The sequence below is a fragment of the Agrococcus phoenicis genome, from assembly GCF_047302415.1.
In the GTDB taxonomy this organism is placed as follows: domain Bacteria; phylum Actinomycetota; class Actinomycetes; order Actinomycetales; family Microbacteriaceae; genus Agrococcus.
Genome location: NZ_CP154854.1, coordinates 999,502 through 1,018,970 on the forward strand (window position 1 = coordinate 999,502; position 19,469 = coordinate 1,018,970).

Here is a 19,469-nt window from a genome sequence, read left to right on the forward strand (position 1 = left end):
GCGGCACGGTGCGCCGCCTGCCGCGATGGTAGCCGCCCTCGCGGGGAGCGCGGTGCGCAGCTCGCGGCGCGATACGGTCATCCCATGAGCGCGGGCGTCAGGACGGGTCGTACCGCGCGCGTGCGGACCGATCGCACCCGCGAGCGAGCCACGGCGGTGAACCAGCTGCTGCTCGCAGCCGCCTGCCTCGCGGCCTGCGGCCTCGTGGTGGTGCTGGACGAGCTGCAGGACGGCGAGACGCTCTTCTTCGGCGTGCTCTCCCTCTTCACGCTGACGATCGTGGCGCTCGTCGTGCCGTGGAACCGCATCCACCCCCGGTGGGTCGCGCTCGTGCCCATCGGCGACATCGCCGCCATCTTCCAGCTCCAGCTGGGCCAGCCGGAGGCGCAGCTGTGGCTGCTCTGGATGGTGCCGGCGACCTGGCTCGCGACCATCGGCGGCTGGCAGGGGCTCGTCGTCGGGGCCGCCGGGCCCAGCGTGCTCTTCTGGACCGTCACGACGATGCACGACGGGTTCACGAGCGCGGTGCAGATCGTGCTCGGGCCCCTCGCGATCTCGGTCGCGGCGATCGTCGCGTACGTCGCGGCGCGTCGCTCGGCAGCGCAGCGCGCCCTGCTCGACGAGCAGGCGGAGTACCTGGACCACGCGGTGGAGCGCGCTCGCCGCCAGGAGGACGCCGTGAGCGAGCTGCTCGACGCGGTCGACTTCGGCGTGGTGCGCATCGGCGCCGACGGCTCGATCTCGATCGAGAACGACGCCCACTCGCGCTTGAGCGCCGCGGGCGCAGAGGGGCAGCTCTTCGACGGCGACGGTGAGACCCCCATCGAGCCAGCGCAGTCGCCGTTGGCCCGCGCGCGCCGCGGCGAGGTCTTCGAGAACGCGCTGCACTGGCAGGGCCCGCCCGGCGAGGGCAGGCGCGCGCTGCAGTCCACCGCCCGCAGGCTCATCGACATCGACGGCACCGATGTCGGCGCGATCCTCGTGACGCGCGACGTGACGGCGGAGCGCATGGCGGTCTCGATGCGGGACGAGCTCGTCGCCTCCGTCTCGCACGAGCTGCGCACGCCGCTGACGAGCGTGCTCGGTCACCTCGACCTGGCGCTCGAGGACGCGGGGGTGGTGGGCCAGGCGAGGCGCAGCCTCGAGATCGCCGAGCGCAACGCGTCGCGCCTGCTGGTCATCATCGGCGACGTGCTCGCCGCCACGGCCGACGGGCCGGGGCGCTTCGACGTGCGTCCGGTCGAGGAGGACCTGTCGCGGATCGTGCTCGCCTCGGTCGAGTCGCTCGAGCCGAGAGCGGGCACCCGCGGGATCCGGATCGACACCACGGGCGTCGAGCGCGCCGTCGCCGCCATCGATCCCATCCGCATCCGCCAGGTCGTCGACAACCTGGTCGGCAACGCCGTCAGCTACCACACGGGCGACGGGCTCATCGAGGTGGGCGTGACGAGCGACGACGAGCACGCGTGGCTCGTGGTCCGCGACGACGGGCCCGGGATCTCGGAGGATGCCATGCCGCGCCTGTTCGAGCGCCGATTCCGAGGCGCTGCCGCGCTCTCGAGCCGGCCGCACGGCAACGGGCTCGGGCTCACGATCAGCCGGGACCTGGTGCGCGCGCACGGGGGCGAGATCACGGTGCAGAGCCAGCTGGGCTCCGGCGCCACCTTCGTCGTGCGGCTGCCGCTCGGCAGGAAGGGAAGGAGCGCATGAGCCTCGACCCGGGCACCGTCACGCTCCTGACGGCGATCGTCGTGCACGTCGCGGGCGGCGTCTTCGTGCTCGAGACGATGCTGCGCAAGGATGACAGCGCCGGCCGCGTCTGGGCGCTCGCGTTCATCGCGGCGATGATCGCGACGGAGGCCTACGTGCTCGACGCGGTGACCGACGCCGGGTGGTGGCCCGCCGCGATCGGCAACGGCGCCTGGGTGACCGCGCTCGGGCTCTTCTGGATCGGCGTGCGCGTCTTCAACGGGCGGCGCGGCAGGGGCGCCGGCACGGTCGTCACCGCCGCGGCACTGCTCACCTGCACGGCCGTGCTGGTCGAGGGCGTCACGTCGCCGGACTGGAACCCCACCTGGCTCATGTTCGCCTCGAACGCCCTGCTCGCCGCGCTCGGAGCGCTCGAGTCGCTGCGCGGCTCCATGCGCCGCTCGCGCTCTGCCATCGGCTTCGCCTGCACGCTCGCAGCGGCGAGCGCCTTCCAGCTGATCCGCCTGGTCGCCACCGTGGTGATCGGCGACGAGGTGGACGCGCAGCCGTGGACGAGCAGCACGGTCGCCGGGCTCGGCACCATCGGGCTCGTCATCGTGGCGGCGATGAGCGCGTCGGTGCTGCGCGCCGAGCAGGTGCGGCTGCGCGGTGCGGAGGACTCGTCGCTCATGGCGATCGCCCCTGACGGCGTGCTGCTGCTGCCCTCCTTCCTGCGGGTGCTCGGAGGGCGGCTGATGCGCGCCAACCGGAGGGCGGAGCTCTTCGCCGTGCTCGTGATCCGGATCGACTCGCTCGCGCGCATCGCGACGGCGTTCGGCGCCGACGAGGCGGAGCACGTGCGCCAGTCGGCTCGCGCGGCGGCCCGCCGGCTCTCTCCCACGACCGCGGCGCTCGGCAGCGACGACAGGGGCGCGCTGATGCTCGCGTTCCAGCCCTCCTCGCCCGCGGATGCGCGACAGCTGGCCGCGCGCATGCATCGCGCGATGCTCGACCAGCTGGCCACGGCCGGTGTGCCGGTGGTGCCGCCGATCGGCATGGGCGTGAGCCTCACGAGCATCACGGGCTACGACCGCGACGTGCTCCTGGATGCTGCGCGCGCGGCGGCCAAGCGCGCGATCGCGAGCGACGACGTCACGGTCGTCGTCGCGGGCGAGGACGACGACGAGGATCCGGTGGCGCCCGACGAGTCGGCGCGCAAGCGCTAGGCAGGCACCTGCAGCCCTCCTGCGGGGCGGGGCTGCCGGTCAGGAGGTCCGGCGGTAGCCGACGCCCCGGACCGTCTCGATCCAGCGCGGATCGGAGGGCGATTCGCCGAGCTTCCGCCGCAGGTTCGCGACGTGGACCTCGATCGCCCGTGCGTCGTGCTCGCTGAGGTAGTGGTCGGGCTCGCCGCGCTCGCCGCGGAGCATGCCTGCCAGCTGCATCTTGCTGACGACGCGGCGGCCGGAGGCGAGCAGCATCCGCAGGATGTCGAACTCGCTGCGGGTCAGCTCGACCTCCGCGCCGTCGAGCTCCACGACCCGCGCGCCCGACTCGAGTCGCAGACCGCGGTGCTCGAGCACGCCGTCGTCGTGCTCCAGCTCGCCCCACGGCGCCGACGACACGTGCTCGGAGGGCGCGTGCGCTGCGCTCGAGCTCCCCGTCGCGTGGCTAGCGCCCCCGCCGCTCTGCGCCGCCTCCGGAGCGCGCCCCGGCTCCGACGCGGGCGGCAGCGGGGGAGACGGGTGCGTGGATGCGAGCACGCGCGGACGACGCATCATAGCCTCGATCCGGGCGCGCAGCTCGCGCGGGCGGAACGGCTTGACGATGTAGTCGTCGGCGCCGGTCTGCAGGCCGACGAGGGTGTCGATCTCGTCGCCGCGCGCGGTGATCATGACGATGTAGGCGGTGCTGATCGCTCGCACCTGGCGCGCGGTCTCGAAGCCGTCGATGCCCGGCATGTTGACGTCGATCGTCACCACGATGGGGTCGTGCGCGCGCACGAGCTCGACGCCGGTGGCGCCGTCGGCGGCCGTGTGCACGTCGAAGCCGCCCTGCGTCAGCACCTGGGCCAACAGCTCTCGAATGTCCTCGCCGTCCTCGATGACGACTGCGACGTCCTCCGCCATGGTGCCCTCCCGCCTCTGCCGCGCGCTGCGGGCTCGCTCGTTGCGCGCAGGGTCATCCTAGCGAGGTGCTCCCCGGGCTTCCCGTGGCACACTCGGAGCATGCCCCTCGTCGCGCTCACCGGCGGCATCGCCTCCGGGAAGTCCACCATCGCCCGCAGGCTCGCCGAGCGCGGTGCGGTGGTCGTGGACGCCGACGCGCTCGTGCGAGAGCTGCAGCAGCCGGGCCAGCCCGTGCTCGCCGAGATCGCCGAGGCCTTCGGAGCTCACCTCGTGCTCGACGACGGCTCGCTCGACCGCGCGGCCCTCGGCGCCACGGTCTTCGGCGACGACGCTGCGCGGCAGCGCTTGAACGCCATCGTGCATCCCGCGGTGGCCGCCGAATCGGGGCGCCGCTTCGCCACTGCGCTCGAGCGCGATCCGCGCGCGGTCGTCGTCTACGACGTGCCGCTGCTCGTCGAGGCGCGCGGCGAAGACCCATGGGATCTCGTGGTGGTCGCGCACGCGCCGGCCGAGTCGCGCATCCGCCGCCTGATCGAGCTGCGCGGCCTCGATGAGGCGGATGCGCGTGCGCGCGTCGCATCGCAGGCGAGCGACGAGCAGCGCCTCGCCATCGCGGATGTCGTGATCGACACCTCCGGCACCGTGGAGGCGACGCTCGCGGCGGCGGATGAGCTCTGGGAGCGCTTGGCAGGCGGACGTGTGGGCGGCCGCTCGTAGGCTGGTCGCATGGAACCGACCCGTGCCGTCAGGCCCTTCGAGGTCATCAGCGACTACACCCCCTCGGGCGATCAGCCGAAGGCCATCGCCGAGCTCACCGCCGCGCTGGAGCGCGGCGAGACCGACGTGGTGCTGCTGGGCGCGACCGGCACCGGCAAGAGCGCCACGACGGCCTGGCTGGTGGAGCAGGTGCAGCGGCCGACGCTCGTGCTCGCCCACAACAAGACGCTCGCAGCGCAGCTGGCGAACGAGTTCCGCGAGCTGCTGCCGAACAACGCCGTGGAGTACTTCGTCTCGTACTACGACTACTACCAGCCAGAGGCCTACGTGCCGCAGACCGACACCTTCATCGAGAAGGACTCGTCGCTGAACGCCGAGGTCGAGCGGCTGCGGCACTCCGCGACGAACGCGCTGCTGTCCAGGCGCGACGTCGTGGTCGTCTCGACGGTCTCCTGCATCTACGGCCTGGGCACGCCGGAGGAGTACCTCGAGGCCATGGTCGCGCTGCAGGTGGGGATGCGGGTCGACCGGCAGGCGCTGCTGCGCCGGTTCGTCTCGATGCAGTACCAGCGCAACGACGTCGCGTTCACGCGAGGCACGTTCCGGGTGCGCGGCGACACGATCGAGATCATCCCGATGTACGAGGAGCACGCGATCCGCATCGAGCTGTTCGGCGACGAGATCGAGGCGATCTCGACGCTGCACCCGCTCACGGCAGAGGTGCTGGAGACGCACCAGTCGATCTCGATCTTCCCTGGCAGCCACTACGTCGCGGGCACCGAGCGCATGCACAAGGCGATGGATCGCATCCGCGACGAGCTCGACGCGCGCCTCAAGGAGCTCGAGCGCGAGAGCAGGCTGCTGGAGGCGCAGCGCCTGCGCATGCGCACCACCTTCGACCTCGAGATGATGGAGCAGATCGGCTTCTGCTCCGGCATCGAGAACTACTCGCTGCACATCGACGGCCGACAGCCGGGGGAGCCGCCGCACTGCCTGCTCGACTACTTCCCCGACGACTTCCTGGTCGTCATCGACGAGTCGCACGTGACCGTGCCGCAGATCGGCGCGATGTACGAGGGCGACGCCAGCCGCAAGCGCACGCTCGTCGAGCACGGCTTCCGGCTGCCGAGCGCGCTCGACAACCGACCGCTGAAGTTCGGCGAGTTCCTCGAGCGCACCCCGCAGAAGGTCTACCTCTCTGCGACGCCTGGCAAGTACGAGATGGGCCTGGCCGGCACGGTGGTCGAGCAGATCATCCGCCCGACGGGACTCGTCGACCCGCAGCTCGTCGTGAAGCCCACGAAGGGCCAGATCGACGACCTGCTCGAGGAGATCCGGGTGCGGGCCGAGCGCGACGAGCGCGTGCTCGTCACGACGCTGACGAAGAAGATGGCGGAGGAGCTCACCGAGTACTTCACCGAGGCCGGCGTGCGCGTGCGCTACCTGCACTCCGACGTCGACACGCTCCGCCGCGTCGAGCTGCTGACGCAGCTGCGCCAGGGCGTCTACGACGTGCTCGTCGGCATCAACCTGCTGCGCGAGGGCCTCGACCTCCCGGAGGTCTCGCTCGTGTCGATCCTCGACGCCGACAAGGAGGGCTTCCTGCGCTCGTCGACGTCCCTGATCCAGACGATCGGCCGCGCGGCCCGCAACGTGTCGGGCGAGGTGCACATGTACGCCGACCGCATCACCGACTCGATGCGCCTGGCGATCGACGAGACCGACCGGCGCCGCGCCGTGCAGGTGGCGTACAACATCGAGCACGGCATCGATCCCACGCCCCTGCGACGCCGCATCGCAGACATCACCGAGGTGCTCGCGCGCGAGCAGGCCGACACCGACGAGCTGCTCGAGGGCACGCGGCGCGGGGCGCCGACGCCGCGGCTCGCGAAGGATCGGTCGTCGATGGACGGGCCGACCCAGCTGGAGTCCATCATCGCCGACCTCACCGCGCAGATGACCGAGGCGGCGGGCGAGCTGAAGTTCGAGCTCGCGGCCCGCATCCGCGATGAGCTGCACGACCTGAAGCGAGACCTGCGCCAGATGCGCGAGGCGAGCTGAGCCGATGTCCGTCGGCGGCCCCCACGGCTCGATCCTGCTGCGCTCCCGGTCGTGCGGGAGCACGCTCGGCCCGAGCGCCGCGTGGCCGAGCTCCGCCTGCCGGGGAGCCGCAGCGTCATCACGCGGAGTCGGAGCATGACCAGCCTCGACCTGAACGCCGATCTGGGCGAGAACGTGCCCGACCGGATCGTCAGCGATGACGCCGCGATGCTCCGCATCGTCACCAGCGCCAACGTCTCGTGCGGCTTCCACGCAGGCAGCCCCGAGGGCATCGCTGCGACCGTGCGCGCGGCGGTCGAGCAGGGCGTGACCATCGGCGCTCACCCGGGCTACCGCGATCCCGAGCGCTTCGGCCGGGTGGCCCTGGAGGTCGACTCGGCGACCATCCAGGCGCACGTGGAGTACCAGCTCGGCGCGCTGGAGGCGCTCGCGCGGGCCGCCGGCGGCAGGACGACCTACGTGAAGCCGCACGGTGCGCTGTACACCAGGGTCGCCCGCGACGAGCGCACGGCGAAGGACGTCGTCGCGGCGATCACGGCCGTGGATCCGTCGCTCGTGCTGCTGGGGATCGCGGGCGGCGTGGTGCTCGACCTCGCCGAGCGCGCCGGACTCGCCACCGCCGCCGAGGCGTTCGCCGACCGCGCCTACACGCCGGAGGGACTCCTCGTCGCCCGCACCGAGCCCGGGGCGGTGCTGCACGACGCCGACCGCGTCGCCGCGCGGATGGTGCGGCTCGCGCAGGAGGGGGTCGTCGAGGCGATCGACGGCACCGACGTGGCCGTGCGCGCCGAATCGATCTGCGTGCACGGCGACAGCGCCGGTGCGATCGCGATGGCGGGCGCGACCCGCCGGGCCCTCGAGGCCGCCGGGGTGCGCGTCGCGCCGTTCGCGAGGGCGAGACCGTGACGCCCGGCGCGGCCGGCCCCCGCCCACCGCGGGTCCCCGGCACCACCAGGGTGCGCACCGCAGCCGACACCGCGCTGCTCCTGGAGGCGACCGACCTCGACCAGTCGATGCGCCTGCTGACGGCGCTGGCCCGTGCGGCGCTGCCCGGCGTCACCGAGCTCGTACCCGCGGCCCGCACCGTCCTCGTGCGCTTCGATCCGACGGCGGTCTCGGCAGCTGCGCTCGCGGCGCAGATGCTGCGCATCGAGCCCGCGGCCACGCCAGCCCAGCACGGCGACGCGGTCACGATCCCGGTCCGCTACGACGGCGAGGACCTCGCCGAGGTCGCCGCGCTGCTCGGCCTCGACGTCGATGCGCTCGTGGCTCGGCACCAGGCAGCGCGCTGGACGGTCGCGTTCACCGGCTTCGCGCCGGGATTCGGCTACCTCATCGGCGATGATCCGCTCTTCGACGTGCCCCGTCGCGCATCCCCGCGCACGCGCATCCCCGCCGGCGCCGTCGCCCTCGCCGGGCGCTTCTCGGGCGTGTACCCGCGGGAGAGCCCCGGCGGCTGGCAGCTGATCGGGCGCACCGACCTCGCCATGTGGGATCTCGACCGGCAGCCGGCGGCACTGCTGCGGCCCGGCACCAGCGTCCGCTTCGAGCGCGTCGAGCGCGAGCTGCGGGAACCCCTCGCCCCTCGCCGCGCCCGCAGCGATGCAGCGCACGCCGTCGAGGTGCTGCGACCCGGCCTGCAGCTGCTGGTGCAGGATCTCGGCAGGCCCGGCATGGCTGCGCAGGGCGTCGCCGCGTCGGGGACCGCCGACCGAGGCGCGCTCAGGGAGGTCGACCGAGCGGTCGGCAACGCTCCCGGCGAGGCTGCGCTCGAGCTCGCCGGCGGGGGAGCCGTGCTGCGGTTCCGCGGAGCGACCGTCGTCGCGCTCGCCGGCGGGCTGGCGGACGCCTGGGTGCATCCCGCATCGCAGGGCGCAGGGCCACTCGCCGTCGAGCCTGGCCGCGCGATCGCGATCGAGGATGGCGACGAGCTGCGCATCGGCGCGGTCCGTGAGGGGCGCAGGGTGCTGCTGGGCATCCGCGGCGGGATCGCGCTCGACGCCGTCCTCGGCAGCCTCGCGAGCGACACGCTCGCGCAGCTCGGGCCCGCAGCGCTCACCGCGGGCGATGTGCTGCCGCTGCGCGGTCCCTCGTGCGGGCGCTGGGCCGTCGAGCGGATCCGCGCACCGCGCACGTCACTGCCCGCCGCCGGCGAGCTCGTCGAGCTGTCGATCGTGCTCGGGCCCAGGGACGACTGGTTCACGCGCGCGGGGCTCTGCACCCTCCTCGAGCAGGAGTGGGAGGTGACGGCGCGCTCCGACCGCGTCGGCGTGCGACTGCGAGGCGCGGTACCGCTCGAGCGCTCCAGGCAGGACGAGCTGGAGAGCGAGGGCGCCGTGACGGGAGCGATCCAGGTGCCGCCGGATGGACAGCCCGTGCTCCTCCTCCCGGATCACCCGCTCACGGGCGGCTATCCCGTCATCGGCGCGGTCGTCGACCGCGATCTCGACCGCGCCGGGCAGCTCCCGCCCGGTGCGCGCATCCGGTTCCGCGTCGCCGAGCGCTCCGGCGGCGCATCCGCCCGCTGACGACCGGGCGCTGACGGCCGCCCGCACGACACCCACCGACGACACCCACCGACGACACCGACGGACCGGAGACGCCATGCAGAAGATCCTCATCGCCAACCGCGGCGAGATCGCCGTGCGCGTCGCGCGAGCATGCGCCGAGGCCGGCTACGGCTCGGTCGCGGTCTACGCCGACCAGGATGTCGACGCCATGCACGTGCGCCATGCCGACGAGGCCGTCGCGCTCGGGGGCCGCACGGCGGCGGAGACCTACCTCAGCATCGACGCGCTGCTCGACGCTGCCCGCACCGCCGGTGCCGACGCCGTGCACCCGGGCTACGGGTTCCTCTCCGAGAGCGCGGCCTTCGCGCGCGCGGTGGAGCAGGCGGGGCTCACGTGGATCGGCCCGAGCCCCGAGACCATCGAGGCCCTGGGCGACAAGGTGACGGCGCGCGCGATCGCCCGCGAGGCAGGTGCACCGCTGGTGCCCGGCACCGAGCGACCGCTCGCCGACGCCCGCGAGGCGGTCGCCTTCGCCCGCGAGCACGGCCTGCCGGTGGTCATCAAGGCGGCCTTCGGCGGTGGCGGGCGGGGGTTGAAGGTGGCGCGCACGATCGACGAGGTCGCGGATGCGCTCGACTCGGCCACGCGCGAGGGCATCGCCGCGTTCGGGCGCGGGGAGTGCTTCATCGAGCGCTACCTCGAGCACCCGCGGCACGTCGAGGCGCAGGTGCTCGGCGACGGTCGAGGCCGCGTGGTCGTGGTCGGCGACCGAGACTGCACCCTCCAGCGCCGCAGCCAGAAGCTCGTCGAGGAGGCGCCGGCGCCGAGGCTCACCGACGAGCAGCGCTCGCGCATCCATGCCGCCGCCCGCGACATCTGCGCCGCGGTGGACTACCGCGGCGCCGGCACGGTCGAGTTCCTGCTCGGTGCCGACGGCAGCCTCTGCTTCCTCGAGGTGAACGCGCGGCTGCAGGTCGAGCATCCGGTCACCGAGGCCGTCACGGGGATCGACCTCGTGCGCGAGCAGCTGCGCATCGCCGAGGGCCTCGGGCCCTCCATCGACGCGACGCCCACCCCCGTCGGGCACGCGATCGAGCTGCGGCTGAACGCCGAGGATCCCGGCAGGGGGTTCCTGCCGAGCCCGGGGCGCGTCGAGTCGCTGCGCGTGCCCGCGGGCCCCGGCATCCGCTGGGATGCAGGCGTGGAGGCCAGCGACAGGGTGGAGGCGGCGTTCGACTCGCTCGCCGCGAAGCTCATCGTGCACGCGGCCGATCGCGACGCGGCGCTGGTGCGCATGCGCAGGGCGCTGCGCGAGCTCGAGGTCACGGGCATCGCGACCGTCGCGCCGTTCGCCGAGGCGCTGCTCGCGGAGCCCGACTTCTCGACGGCGGGCTTCGCCGTGTCGACGCAGTGGATCGAGTCGACGCTCATGCCGGGGCTCCAGCTGCAGGCGCGGCCGGCCGCCCATGCGGCGACGGCGCTGCGGCGCGTGCCGATCGAGGTCGACGGGAGACGCGTCGTGCTGGGGCTGCCGGAGTGGCTGCTCGCGCCCTCCGCCGGCGCAGCACCGCCACAGGGCGGCGTGGATGCCACCGCCGCCGACGAGGAGCTGCTCGTCGCTCCCGTGCCCGGCACGCTCGTCCGCTGGCTGGTGGCGCCGGACGCGGTCGTCGCGGAGGGGCAGGAGGTCGCGGTGCTCGACGCGATGAAGCTGGAGACGCGCGTGCTCGCGCACCGAGCCGGCACGCTCGAGCAGCTCGTCGCCGAGGGCGCGAGCCTGCTCGTCGACGAGCCGATCGCCCGGGTCGCGGGGTGAGCCGATCGCGAACACCGGCTCGCGTGTGGGTGGTCGAACGTAGACTCGTGAGGTGACATCCACGACCACGTCCACCCCACAGCTGCATGTCCGCGGCGCGCGCGAGCACAACCTCAAGGACGTCGACCTGCGCATCCCGCGCGACGCCCTCGTGGTGTTCACCGGCCTGTCAGGATCCGGCAAGTCGTCGCTCGCCTTCGACACCATCTTCGCCGAGGGGCAGCGCCGCTACGTCGAGTCGCTCTCGGCCTACGCGCGGCAGTTCCTGGGCCAGGTCGATCGGCCCGACGTCGACTTCATCGAGGGTCTGAGCCCCGCCGTGTCGATCGACCAGAAGTCGACGAACCGCAACCCGCGCTCCACCGTCGGCACCATCACCGAGGTGTTCGACTACATGCGCCTGCTCTGGGCGCGCATCGGGGTGCCGCACTGCGCCGTCTGCGGCGAGCGCATCCAGCGCCAGACCGTGCAGCAGATCGCCGACGAGCTCATGGAGCTGCCGGAGCGCACCCGGTTCCAGATCCTCGCGCCGGTCGTGCAGCAGAAGAAGGGCGAGTTCGCCGACCTGATCCGCAACCTCATCGCCACCGGCTACTCGCGCGCGGTGATCGACGGCGAGCTGGTGCAGCTCGCCGAGGCCCCGGCGCTGAAGAAGCAGAACAAGCACGACATCTCGGTCGTCGTCGACCGGCTGGTCGCCGACCCGGAGGGGCTCTCGCGGCTGACCGACTCGCTCGAGACGGCGCTGCGGCTGGCCGACGGCCTCGTCACGATCGACTACGTCGACCTCGACGAGCAGGATCCCGAGCGACGCCGCACGTTCAGCGAGAAGCTCTCCTGCCCCAACCGCCACCCGGTCACCCTGACAGAGATCGAGCCGCGCACGTTTTCCTTCAACGCCCCGTTCGGGGCGTGCCCGGAGTGCACCGGCATCGGCACGCGCATGGCCGCCGACGCCGACCTCGTCATCGCCGACGAGGCGCTCTCCATCCGCGAGGGCGCGATCCTGCCGTGGACGCAGTCGGGCAAGGGCCTGTACACCTACTTCGAGCGGCTGCTCAAGGGCCTCGCGACCGAGATGGGCTTCTCCCTCGACACCCCGTGGGGCCAGCTCGACGACGACGTGCGCAACGTCGTGCTGCACGGCACCGAGGGCAACGTGATGGTGCAGTGGCGCAACCGCTTCGGGCGGCAGCTGAAGTACGCATCCGGCTACGAGGGCGTGATGCCCTACATCCAGCGCAAGCACGCCGAGGCCGACAGCGACTGGGTGCGCGCCAAGCACGGCGAGTTCCTGCGCGAGGTGCCGTGCCCCGAGTGCGGCGGCGCGCGGCTCAAGCCGGAGGTGCTGGCCGTCACGGTGCACGGCAGCTCCATCGCGACGGTGGCCGACATGAGCCTCACCGACGCGCACCGGTACATGCACGAGCTCGACCTCGACGAGCGCGAGGCGACCATCGCGGCCGCGGTGCTGCGCGAGATCCGCGCGCGCCTCGACTTCCTGATCCGCGTCGGCCTCGGCTACCTGTCGCTCGCCCGCGCGGCCGCGACCCTCTCGGGAGGCGAGGCGCAGCGCATCCGCCTCGCCACCCAGATCGGCGCCGGCCTGACGGGCGTGCTCTACGTGCTCGACGAGCCGTCGATCGGCCTGCACCAGCGCGACAACCGGCGACTGATCTCGACGCTCGAGGCGCTGCGCGACCTCGGCAACACCCTCATCGTCGTGGAGCACGACGAGGACACGATCCGCACCGCCGACTGGATCGTCGACATCGGCCCAGGCGCCGGCGAGCGCGGCGGTGAGGTGGTGCACTCGGGCAGCTACGAGGCGCTGCTCGAGAACGAGCGCTCGCTCACGGGCGCCTACCTCTCGGGGCGCGAGTCGATCCCGGTGCCCGCCACGCGGCGACCGATCGACCCGGAGCGCATGCTGCGCGTCGTCGGCGCCCGCGCGAACAACCTGCAGAACGTGGATGTGGACATCCCGCTCGGCGTGCTCGTCGCGGTCACGGGCGTGTCCGGCTCCGGCAAGTCGACGCTCGTGAACGACATCCTGCACAAGGTGCTCGCGAACGCCCTCAACGGCGCTCGGCAGGTGCCGGCGCGGCACACCCGCGTCACGGGGCTCGACCACCTTGACAAGGTCGTGCACGTCGACCAGGGACCGATCGGGCGCACGCCGCGCTCGAACCCGGCGACCTACACCGGCGTGTTCGACAAGATCCGCAACCTGTTCGCCGAGACGGCGGAGGCGAAGGCGCGCGGCTACCTCGCCGGCCGCTTCTCCTTCAACGTCAAGGGCGGCCGCTGCGAGGCGTGCCAGGGCGACGGCACGCTCAAGATCGAGATGAACTTCCTGCCCGACGTCTACGTCGAGTGCGAGGTCTGCCACGGCAAGCGCTACAACCGCGACACCCTCTCGGTGCACTACAAGGGCAAGTCGATCGCGGACGTGCTCGAGATGCCGATCGAGGAGGCCGCGGAGTTCTTCGCACCGATCTCCTCGATCCACCGCTACCTGCAGACGCTGGTCGACGTGGGGCTCGGGTACGTGCGCCTGGGGCAGTCGGCGACGACGCTCTCGGGCGGCGAGGCGCAGCGCGTGAAGCTCGCCACCGAGCTGCAGCGCCGCACCTCCGGCCGCGCCATCTACGTGCTCGACGAGCCGACCACCGGTCTGCACTTCGACGACGTGCGCAAGCTGCTCGAGGTGCTCGACGGTCTGGTCAAGAAGGGCAACACCGTGCTGACGATCGAGCACGCGCTGGACGTCATCAAGAGCGCGGACTGGATCATCGACCTCGGCCCCGAGGGCGGCTCCGGCGGCGGCACGATCGTCGCCACCGGCACCCCCGAGGAGGTCGCGGAGGTGCCCGAGAGCTACACGGGCGGCTTCCTGAAGGAGATCCTGGGCGCGGGAGTGCGATGACGGACGGCGCAGCGCCGCACGATCCGGGCGCGCGTCGCGCGTCCGAGTCCCGCACCGTGCCGTACAAGCCCGCTGCGGGCACGATCCCGACGACGCCCGGCGTCTACCGGTTCCGCGACGAGCACGAGCGCGTGCTCTACGTCGGGAAGGCCAAGAACCTGCGGCAGCGCCTGGCGAACTACTTCCAGCCGCTCGGCACGCTGCACGAGCGCACGCGCCGGATGGTGCTCACCGCTGTGCGCGTGGAGTGGACGATCGTGGCGAGCGAGTTCGAGGCGCTGCAGCTGGAGTTCACCTGGATCAAGGAGTACGAGCCGCCCTTCAACGTGCAGTTCCGGGACGACAAGTCGTACCCCTACCTCGCGGTGACGATGGGGGAGGACGTGCCGCGCGCGCTCATCACCCGCAACCGCACGATGCGCGGCGCGCGCTACTTCGGCCCGTACACGAAGGTCTGGGCGATCAGGGAGACGCTCGACCTGCTGCTGAAGGCGTTCCCGATGCGCTCGTGCAGCCAGTCGATCTACGATCGCGCAGAGCGCTCCGGCCGGCCCTGCCTGCTCGGGGACATCGGCAAGTGCTCCGCTCCCTGCGTCGGGCGCGTCACGCACGCCGAGCACCGGGCGACGGCGCGCGACCTCGTGGCGTTCATGAACGGCGGCGACCAGGACTTCGTCGACCGCGTGCGGGAGGAGATGCAGCGGGCGAGCGCACGGCTGGAGTTCGAGCGCGCGGCACGGCTGCGCGATCAGCTCGCGGCGCTGGAGATGGTGCTGGAGCGCACGAGCGTCGTGCTCTCCGACCACGTCGACGCCGATGTCTTCGGGCTCGTGCACGACGAGCTGAGCGCGGCCGTGCACCTCTTCGCCGTCCGCGGAGGTCGCATCCGGGGCACGAAGTCGTGGGTGGTGGACACCGAGATCGACCTGACGGAGAGCGAGCTGGCCACCCAGATCCTGCGCATCGCGTACGACGGCGGCGACCCGCCGGCGCGCGAGGTGCTGCTGCCCAAGCAGCCCGACGCCCCCGAGGTCGTGGAGGCCTGGCTGACGGATCGGCGCACCGACCACGGCCTCAGCGGTCGCGTCGCCGTGCGCGTGCCGCAGCGGGGCGAGAAGCGCAAGCTCGCGGACTCCGCCGCGGTGAACGCCGCGCACGCGCTGCAGGTCGCCCGCACGAAGCGCACGAGCGACTACGTCACGCGCACGCAGGCGCTCGCCGACCTGCAGGAGGCGCTCGGCATGGCCGATGCCCCGCTGCGGATCGAGTGCTTCGACGTGTCGCACCTGGGCGGCACCGGCGTCGTCGCCTCGATGGTCGTCTTCGAGGACGGGCTGCCGCGCAAGGATCAGTACCGCAAGTTCGCGATCGCGCAGACGACCGACGACACCGATTCGATCCACCAGGTCATCACCCGGCGCGCCCGCTACATCGTGGAGGGGGATCCGGAGGACACCGGGACCCGCTTCGCCTACACGCCGCAGCTGCTGCTCGTCGACGGCGGGCGGCCGCAGGTGCAGGCAGCGAAGCGCGCGCTGGACGAGGCGGGGGTGCGCGGCGTCGCCCTGGCCGGCATCGCCAAGCGCCTCGAGGAGCTCTGGCTGCCGGACGACGAGTATCCCGTCATCCTGCCGCGCACGAGCGAGGCGCTCTACCTCGTGCAGCGGCTGCGCGACGAGGCGCACCGCGTCGCGATCAGCTACCAGCGCCAGAAGCGCTCCAGCGCGATCGAGACCGAGCTGAGCGGCATCCCCGGGCTCGGCCCCGGACGCGTGCGCGCGCTGCTGAAGCACTTCGGCTCCGCCAAGCGCGTGCGCGCCGCGAGCCCCGAGCAGCTGCAGGAGGTGCCGGGCGTCGGGGCCGCGCTCGCCGTGGCCATCGCGCGCTCCCTCGGCGCGGATACGATGGGTGCTCCAGCCGAGCGACAGGGACCAGAGTGAACGCCAGAGAGATCGTCATCATCACCGGGATGTCCGGTGCTGGTCGCACGACCGTCGCGAACGCGCTGGAGGATCTCGGCTGGTTCGTGGTCGACAACCTGCCGCCGACGATGCTGCGGGCGCTCGTGCGCACCGCGGCGACGAGCGCGTCGACGGAGGCGCGGCTCGCCATCGTCGTGGACGTGCGCGGCGGCGTGCTCTTCGACGACGCCAAGCGGTTCGTCGACATGCTGCGCGCCGAGCACAGCGTGCGCGTGCTCTTCCTCGAGGCCAGCGACGCCGAGCTCGTGCGGCGCTACGAGCAGGTGCGCAGGCCGCATCCGCTGCAGGGCGACGGCACGATCCTCGACGGCATCCGCATGGAGCGCTCGCGCCTCGAACCGCTGCGCGGCATGGCCGACGACCTCCTCGACACGACCGGCCTCAACCCCCACCAGCTCACGACGCGCGTGGGGGAGCGGTTCGCCCCCGGCGGCGAGCTCGAGGTGACGCTGACCGTGATGAGCTTCGGCTTCAAGTACGGGCTGCCGGTCGACGCGGACCTGGTCGCCGACATGCGGTTCCTGCCCAACCCCTACTGGAACCCCGAGCTGCGCGGGCACAACGGCACGGAGGCCCTGGTCTCCGACTACGTGCTGCAGCAGGAGGGGGCCGAGGAGTTCGCCGAGCGCTACGTCGAGGCGCTCCGGCCCGTGCTCGCCGGCTTCGCGCGCGAGAACAAGCTGCACGCGGTGCTGGGCGTCGGGTGCACGGGCGGAAAGCATCGCTCGGTCGCGATGGCAGAGCACCTGGCGAAGCGGCTGTCGGGCACACAAGGATTGCGCGTCGCGGTGAAGCACCGAGACCTGGGGCGCGAATGACGAAGGGAGCAGGAGTGGCATTGACCGACGACGTCAAGGAGGAGCTCGCGCGGGTCCGCGTGACGCGGCCCCAGACGAAGGCGGCCGAAGTCGCGACGCTGCTGCGCTTCGCGGGTGGTCTGCACGTGATCTCGAACCGCGTCGCGGTCGAGAGCGAGCTCGACTCCGCCGCGGCGGCGCGGCGGCTCGCGAAGAGCATCCTCGAGCTCTACGGCGTGCGCGCCGAGATCGCGAAGATCTCCTCCTCCTCGAACCGCACGAGCGGGGCCTACCTGGTGCGCGTCATCGCCGAGGGCGAGACCCTCGCCCGGCAGACCGGGCTCATGGATGCGCGGCGCCGGCCCGTCCGCGGCCTGCCCAACAAGGTCACCACCGGTTCGCTCGAGGACCTCGCCGGCATCTGGCGCGGCGCGTTCCTCGCCCAGGGCTCGCTCTCGGATCCCGGCCGCTCCGCCGCGCTCGAGGTCGCCGCCCCCGGGAACGAGGCGGCCATGGCGCTCGTCGGCGCAGCAGGGCGGCTCGGCATCCCGGCGAAGTCGCGCGAGGTGCGCGGCGCCCACCGCGTGGTCATCCGCGAGGGCGAGCCGATCTCCCGCATGCTCACGACCATGGGAGCGCTCGAGACCGTGCAGGCGTGGGCTGAGCTCCGCCAGCGCCGCGAGGTGCGCGCTACGGCGAACCGACTGGTCAACTTCGACGACGCCAACCTGCGCCGCAGCGCCCAGGCGGCGGTCGCCGCGTGCGCGCGCATCGAGCGCGCGCTCGAGATCCTCGGTCCGGAGGTGCCGGAGCACCTGGCGTACGCCGGCCGGCTGCGGCTCGAGCATCGCGATGCGAGCCTCGACGAGCTGGGGCACCTCGCCTCGCCCACGATGACGAAGGACGCCGTGGCCGGCCGCATCCGCCGGCTGCTCGCGATGGCGGATCGGTCGGCGCAGGATCAGGGGATCCCGGGCACCGAGGCCGCCGTGCCCGAGGACATCGACGCGTGAGCACTGCCGCAGCAGGATCCTTCGCCCTGCCCACGGCAAGGTGCCCTCGCTAGGATCGAGACCGACGAATCGGCGCGCCCGGCGCGCACGAGAGAGGAGAGCCTCCTATGGCCGTCTACACCCTTCCTGACCTGCCGTACGACTACGCGGCGCTCGAGCCCCACATCTCTGCGAAGATCATGGAGCTCCACCACGACAAGCACCACAAGGCCTACGTCGACGGCGCGAACACCGCCCTCGAGAAGCTCGAGGCGGCGCGCGACGCCGACGACTTCGGCCCCGTGAACAAGCTGGAGAAGGACCTCGCGTTCAACCTCGGCGGGCACACCAACCACACCATCTTCTGGAACAACCTCTCCGGCGACGGCGGGGGCGAGCCCGAGGGCGAGCTGCAGGCCGCGATCGCCGAGTTCTTCGGCGACTTCGCCAAGTTCAAGGCCCACTTCACGGCGAACGCCACGGGCATCCAGGGCTCCGGCTGGTCGGTGCTCGCGTGGGACTCGATCGCCTCGCGCCTCAACGTGCTGCAGCTGTTCGACCAGCAGGGCAACGTGCCCGTCGGCACGCAGCCGATCCTCATGCTCGACATGTGGGAGCACGCGTTCTACCTGGACTACCTCAACGTCAAGGCCGACTACGTCAAGGCGTTCTGGAACATCGTGAACTGGCAGGATGCGCAGGCCCGCTTCGACGCGGCCAAGTCGCAGACCGCCGGCCTCATCGTCCGCTGATCCACCCCCTCGTCACCCTGTGACCGGGGCTCCGGGCACTGCGCCCGGGGCCCCATCCCACCCCGACAGTCAGGAAACTCCCCATGACCCTGAAGGTAGCCGTCAACGGCTTCGGCCGGATCGGCCGCAACTTCGTCCGCGCAGCGCTTGCCCAGGGCGCTGACATCGACGTCGTCGCGGTCAACGACCTCACCGACAACAAGACCCTCGCCCACCTGCTGAAGTACGACTCCGTCTCCGGCCCGCTCGACGCGCCGGTGAGCTTCGACCAGGGCACCATCTCGGTCGGCGACCACACGTTCCGCGCGCTCGAGGAGAAGGATCCGGCGAACCTGCCGTGGGCCGACCTCGACGTCGACGTCGTGATCGAGTCGACCGGCCGCTTCACCAAGGTGGAGGACGCCTCCGCGCACCTCACCGCGGGCGCCAAGAAGGTCATCCTCTCGGCACCGGCGAAGGGCCCGGCACCCACGTTCGTGATGGGCGTGAACCACGAGTCCTACGACCCGGAGAACGACCACGTCATCTCCAACGCCTCCTGCACGACGAACTGCCTGGCACCGCTCGCGCAGGTGTTCCACGAGCACTTCGGCATCGAGAGCGGTCTGATGACGACGGTGCACGCCTACACCGCCGACCAGAACCTGCAGGACGGCCCGCACAGCGACCTGCGCCGCTCGCGCGCCGCAGCGCTCTCGGTCATCCCGACCTCGACGGGCGCTGCGAAGGCGATCGGCCTCGTGATCCCGGAGCTGAACGGCAAGCTCGACGGCTTCGCGCTGCGCGTGCCGACGCCGACCGGCTCGATCACCGACCTCACGATCTCGACCCGCGACGGCCTCACCGTCGACGAGATCAACGCGGCCTACAAGGCGGCTGCCGAGTCGGGCCCGCTCCAGGGCTTCCTGCAGTACACGGAGGACGAGATCGTCTCGGCCGACATCGTCGGCAACCCGCACTCGTCGATCTTCGACGCGGGCCTGACCCGGGTGCTCGGCGACCAGGTCAAGGTGTCGTCGTGGTACGACAACGAGTGGGGCTACTCCTGCCGCCTCGTCGACCTCGCGCTGCACGTCGGCTCGAAGCTCTGACGCC

14 protein-coding genes are annotated in these 19,469 nt (G+C 72.2%); 13 read left to right on the plus strand and 1 reads right to left on the minus strand.

Going from position 1 to position 19,469, the window contains the following annotated elements; all coding sequences use genetic code 11:
- Positions 1 to 84 precede the first annotated feature (84 nt).
- Together AA0Z99_RS04825 and AA0Z99_RS04830 are read left to right on the plus strand one after the other, a co-directional pair.
- Entirely contained in the window at positions 85 to 1,710 is a 1,626-nt protein-coding gene (locus AA0Z99_RS04825) for a sensor histidine kinase (RefSeq protein ID WP_413319966.1), read from the plus strand.
- Positions 1,707 to 2,915, plus strand: coding sequence for a hypothetical protein (locus tag AA0Z99_RS04830; protein ID WP_413319968.1), 1,209 nt, complete (start codon positions 1,707 to 1,709; stop codon positions 2,913 to 2,915). The genes AA0Z99_RS04825 and AA0Z99_RS04830 overlap by 4 nt, the downstream gene beginning before the upstream one ends.
- Before the next feature lie 39 nt (positions 2,916 to 2,954).
- Here the strand turns inward: AA0Z99_RS04830 and AA0Z99_RS04835 are convergent, their stop codons facing one another.
- The gene (locus AA0Z99_RS04835) at positions 2,955 to 3,818 is read right to left on the minus strand and encodes a response regulator transcription factor (protein WP_413319971.1); all 864 of its coding nucleotides are present in this window, start codon (positions 3,816 to 3,818) and stop codon (positions 2,955 to 2,957) included.
- A 99-nt stretch (positions 3,819 to 3,917) separates the two neighbouring features.
- Between AA0Z99_RS04835 and coaE the strand changes: the two genes are divergently transcribed.
- The 11 genes from coaE to gap all read left to right on the plus strand — a co-directional run bounded on the left by coaE (position 3,918) and on the right by gap (position 19,465).
- Entirely contained in the window at positions 3,918 to 4,535 is a 618-nt protein-coding gene (coaE, locus tag AA0Z99_RS04840; RefSeq protein ID WP_413319973.1) for a dephospho-CoA kinase, read from the plus strand.
- A 9-nt stretch (positions 4,536 to 4,544) separates the two neighbouring features.
- A complete protein-coding gene (gene uvrB / locus AA0Z99_RS04845; protein ID WP_413319974.1) occupies positions 4,545 to 6,596 on the plus strand; it encodes an excinuclease ABC subunit UvrB in 2,052 nt (683 codons plus the stop codon).
- Between the two features lie 135 nt (positions 6,597 to 6,731).
- A complete protein-coding gene (locus AA0Z99_RS04850; RefSeq protein ID WP_413319976.1) occupies positions 6,732 to 7,502 on the plus strand; it encodes a LamB/YcsF family protein in 771 nt (256 codons plus the stop codon).
- On the plus strand, positions 7,499 to 9,124 hold the full coding sequence (locus AA0Z99_RS04855; RefSeq protein WP_413319978.1) for a carboxyltransferase domain-containing protein: 1,626 nt from the start codon (positions 7,499 to 7,501) through the stop codon (positions 9,122 to 9,124). Before AA0Z99_RS04850 ends, AA0Z99_RS04855 begins: the two co-directional genes overlap by 4 nt.
- Before the next feature lie 76 nt (positions 9,125 to 9,200).
- Entirely contained in the window at positions 9,201 to 10,922 is a 1,722-nt protein-coding gene (locus AA0Z99_RS04860) for an acetyl/propionyl/methylcrotonyl-CoA carboxylase subunit alpha (protein WP_413319980.1), read from the plus strand.
- 52 nt (positions 10,923 to 10,974) lie between these two features.
- Positions 10,975 to 13,851 carry an excinuclease ABC subunit UvrA gene (gene uvrA / locus AA0Z99_RS04865; RefSeq protein ID WP_413319982.1) on the plus strand — a complete coding sequence of 959 codons (2,877 nt, stop codon included), beginning with the start codon at positions 10,975 to 10,977 and terminating at the stop codon, positions 13,849 to 13,851.
- Positions 13,848 to 15,791 carry an excinuclease ABC subunit UvrC gene (uvrC, locus tag AA0Z99_RS04870; protein ID WP_413319984.1) on the plus strand — a complete coding sequence of 648 codons (1,944 nt, stop codon included), beginning with the start codon at positions 13,848 to 13,850 and terminating at the stop codon, positions 15,789 to 15,791. Before uvrA ends, uvrC begins: the two co-directional genes overlap by 4 nt.
- On the plus strand, positions 15,788 to 16,651 hold the full coding sequence (gene rapZ / locus AA0Z99_RS04875) for an RNase adapter RapZ (protein ID WP_413319986.1): 864 nt from the start codon (positions 15,788 to 15,790) through the stop codon (positions 16,649 to 16,651). Before uvrC ends, rapZ begins: the two co-directional genes overlap by 4 nt.
- Positions 16,652 to 16,665: 14 nt before the next feature.
- A complete protein-coding gene (gene whiA, locus AA0Z99_RS04880; RefSeq protein WP_413319988.1) occupies positions 16,666 to 17,643 on the plus strand; it encodes a DNA-binding protein WhiA in 978 nt (325 codons plus the stop codon).
- Positions 17,644 to 17,750: 107 nt separating this feature from the next.
- Positions 17,751 to 18,374: a superoxide dismutase gene (locus AA0Z99_RS04885; RefSeq protein ID WP_413319989.1), complete on the plus strand. Its 624-nt coding sequence runs from the start codon at positions 17,751 to 17,753 to the stop codon at positions 18,372 to 18,374.
- An 83-nt stretch (positions 18,375 to 18,457) separates the two neighbouring features.
- The gene (gene gap / locus AA0Z99_RS04890) at positions 18,458 to 19,465 is read left to right on the plus strand and encodes a type I glyceraldehyde-3-phosphate dehydrogenase (RefSeq protein ID WP_413319991.1); all 1,008 of its coding nucleotides are present in this window, start codon (positions 18,458 to 18,460) and stop codon (positions 19,463 to 19,465) included.
- Positions 19,466 to 19,469: the final 4 nt, after the last annotated feature.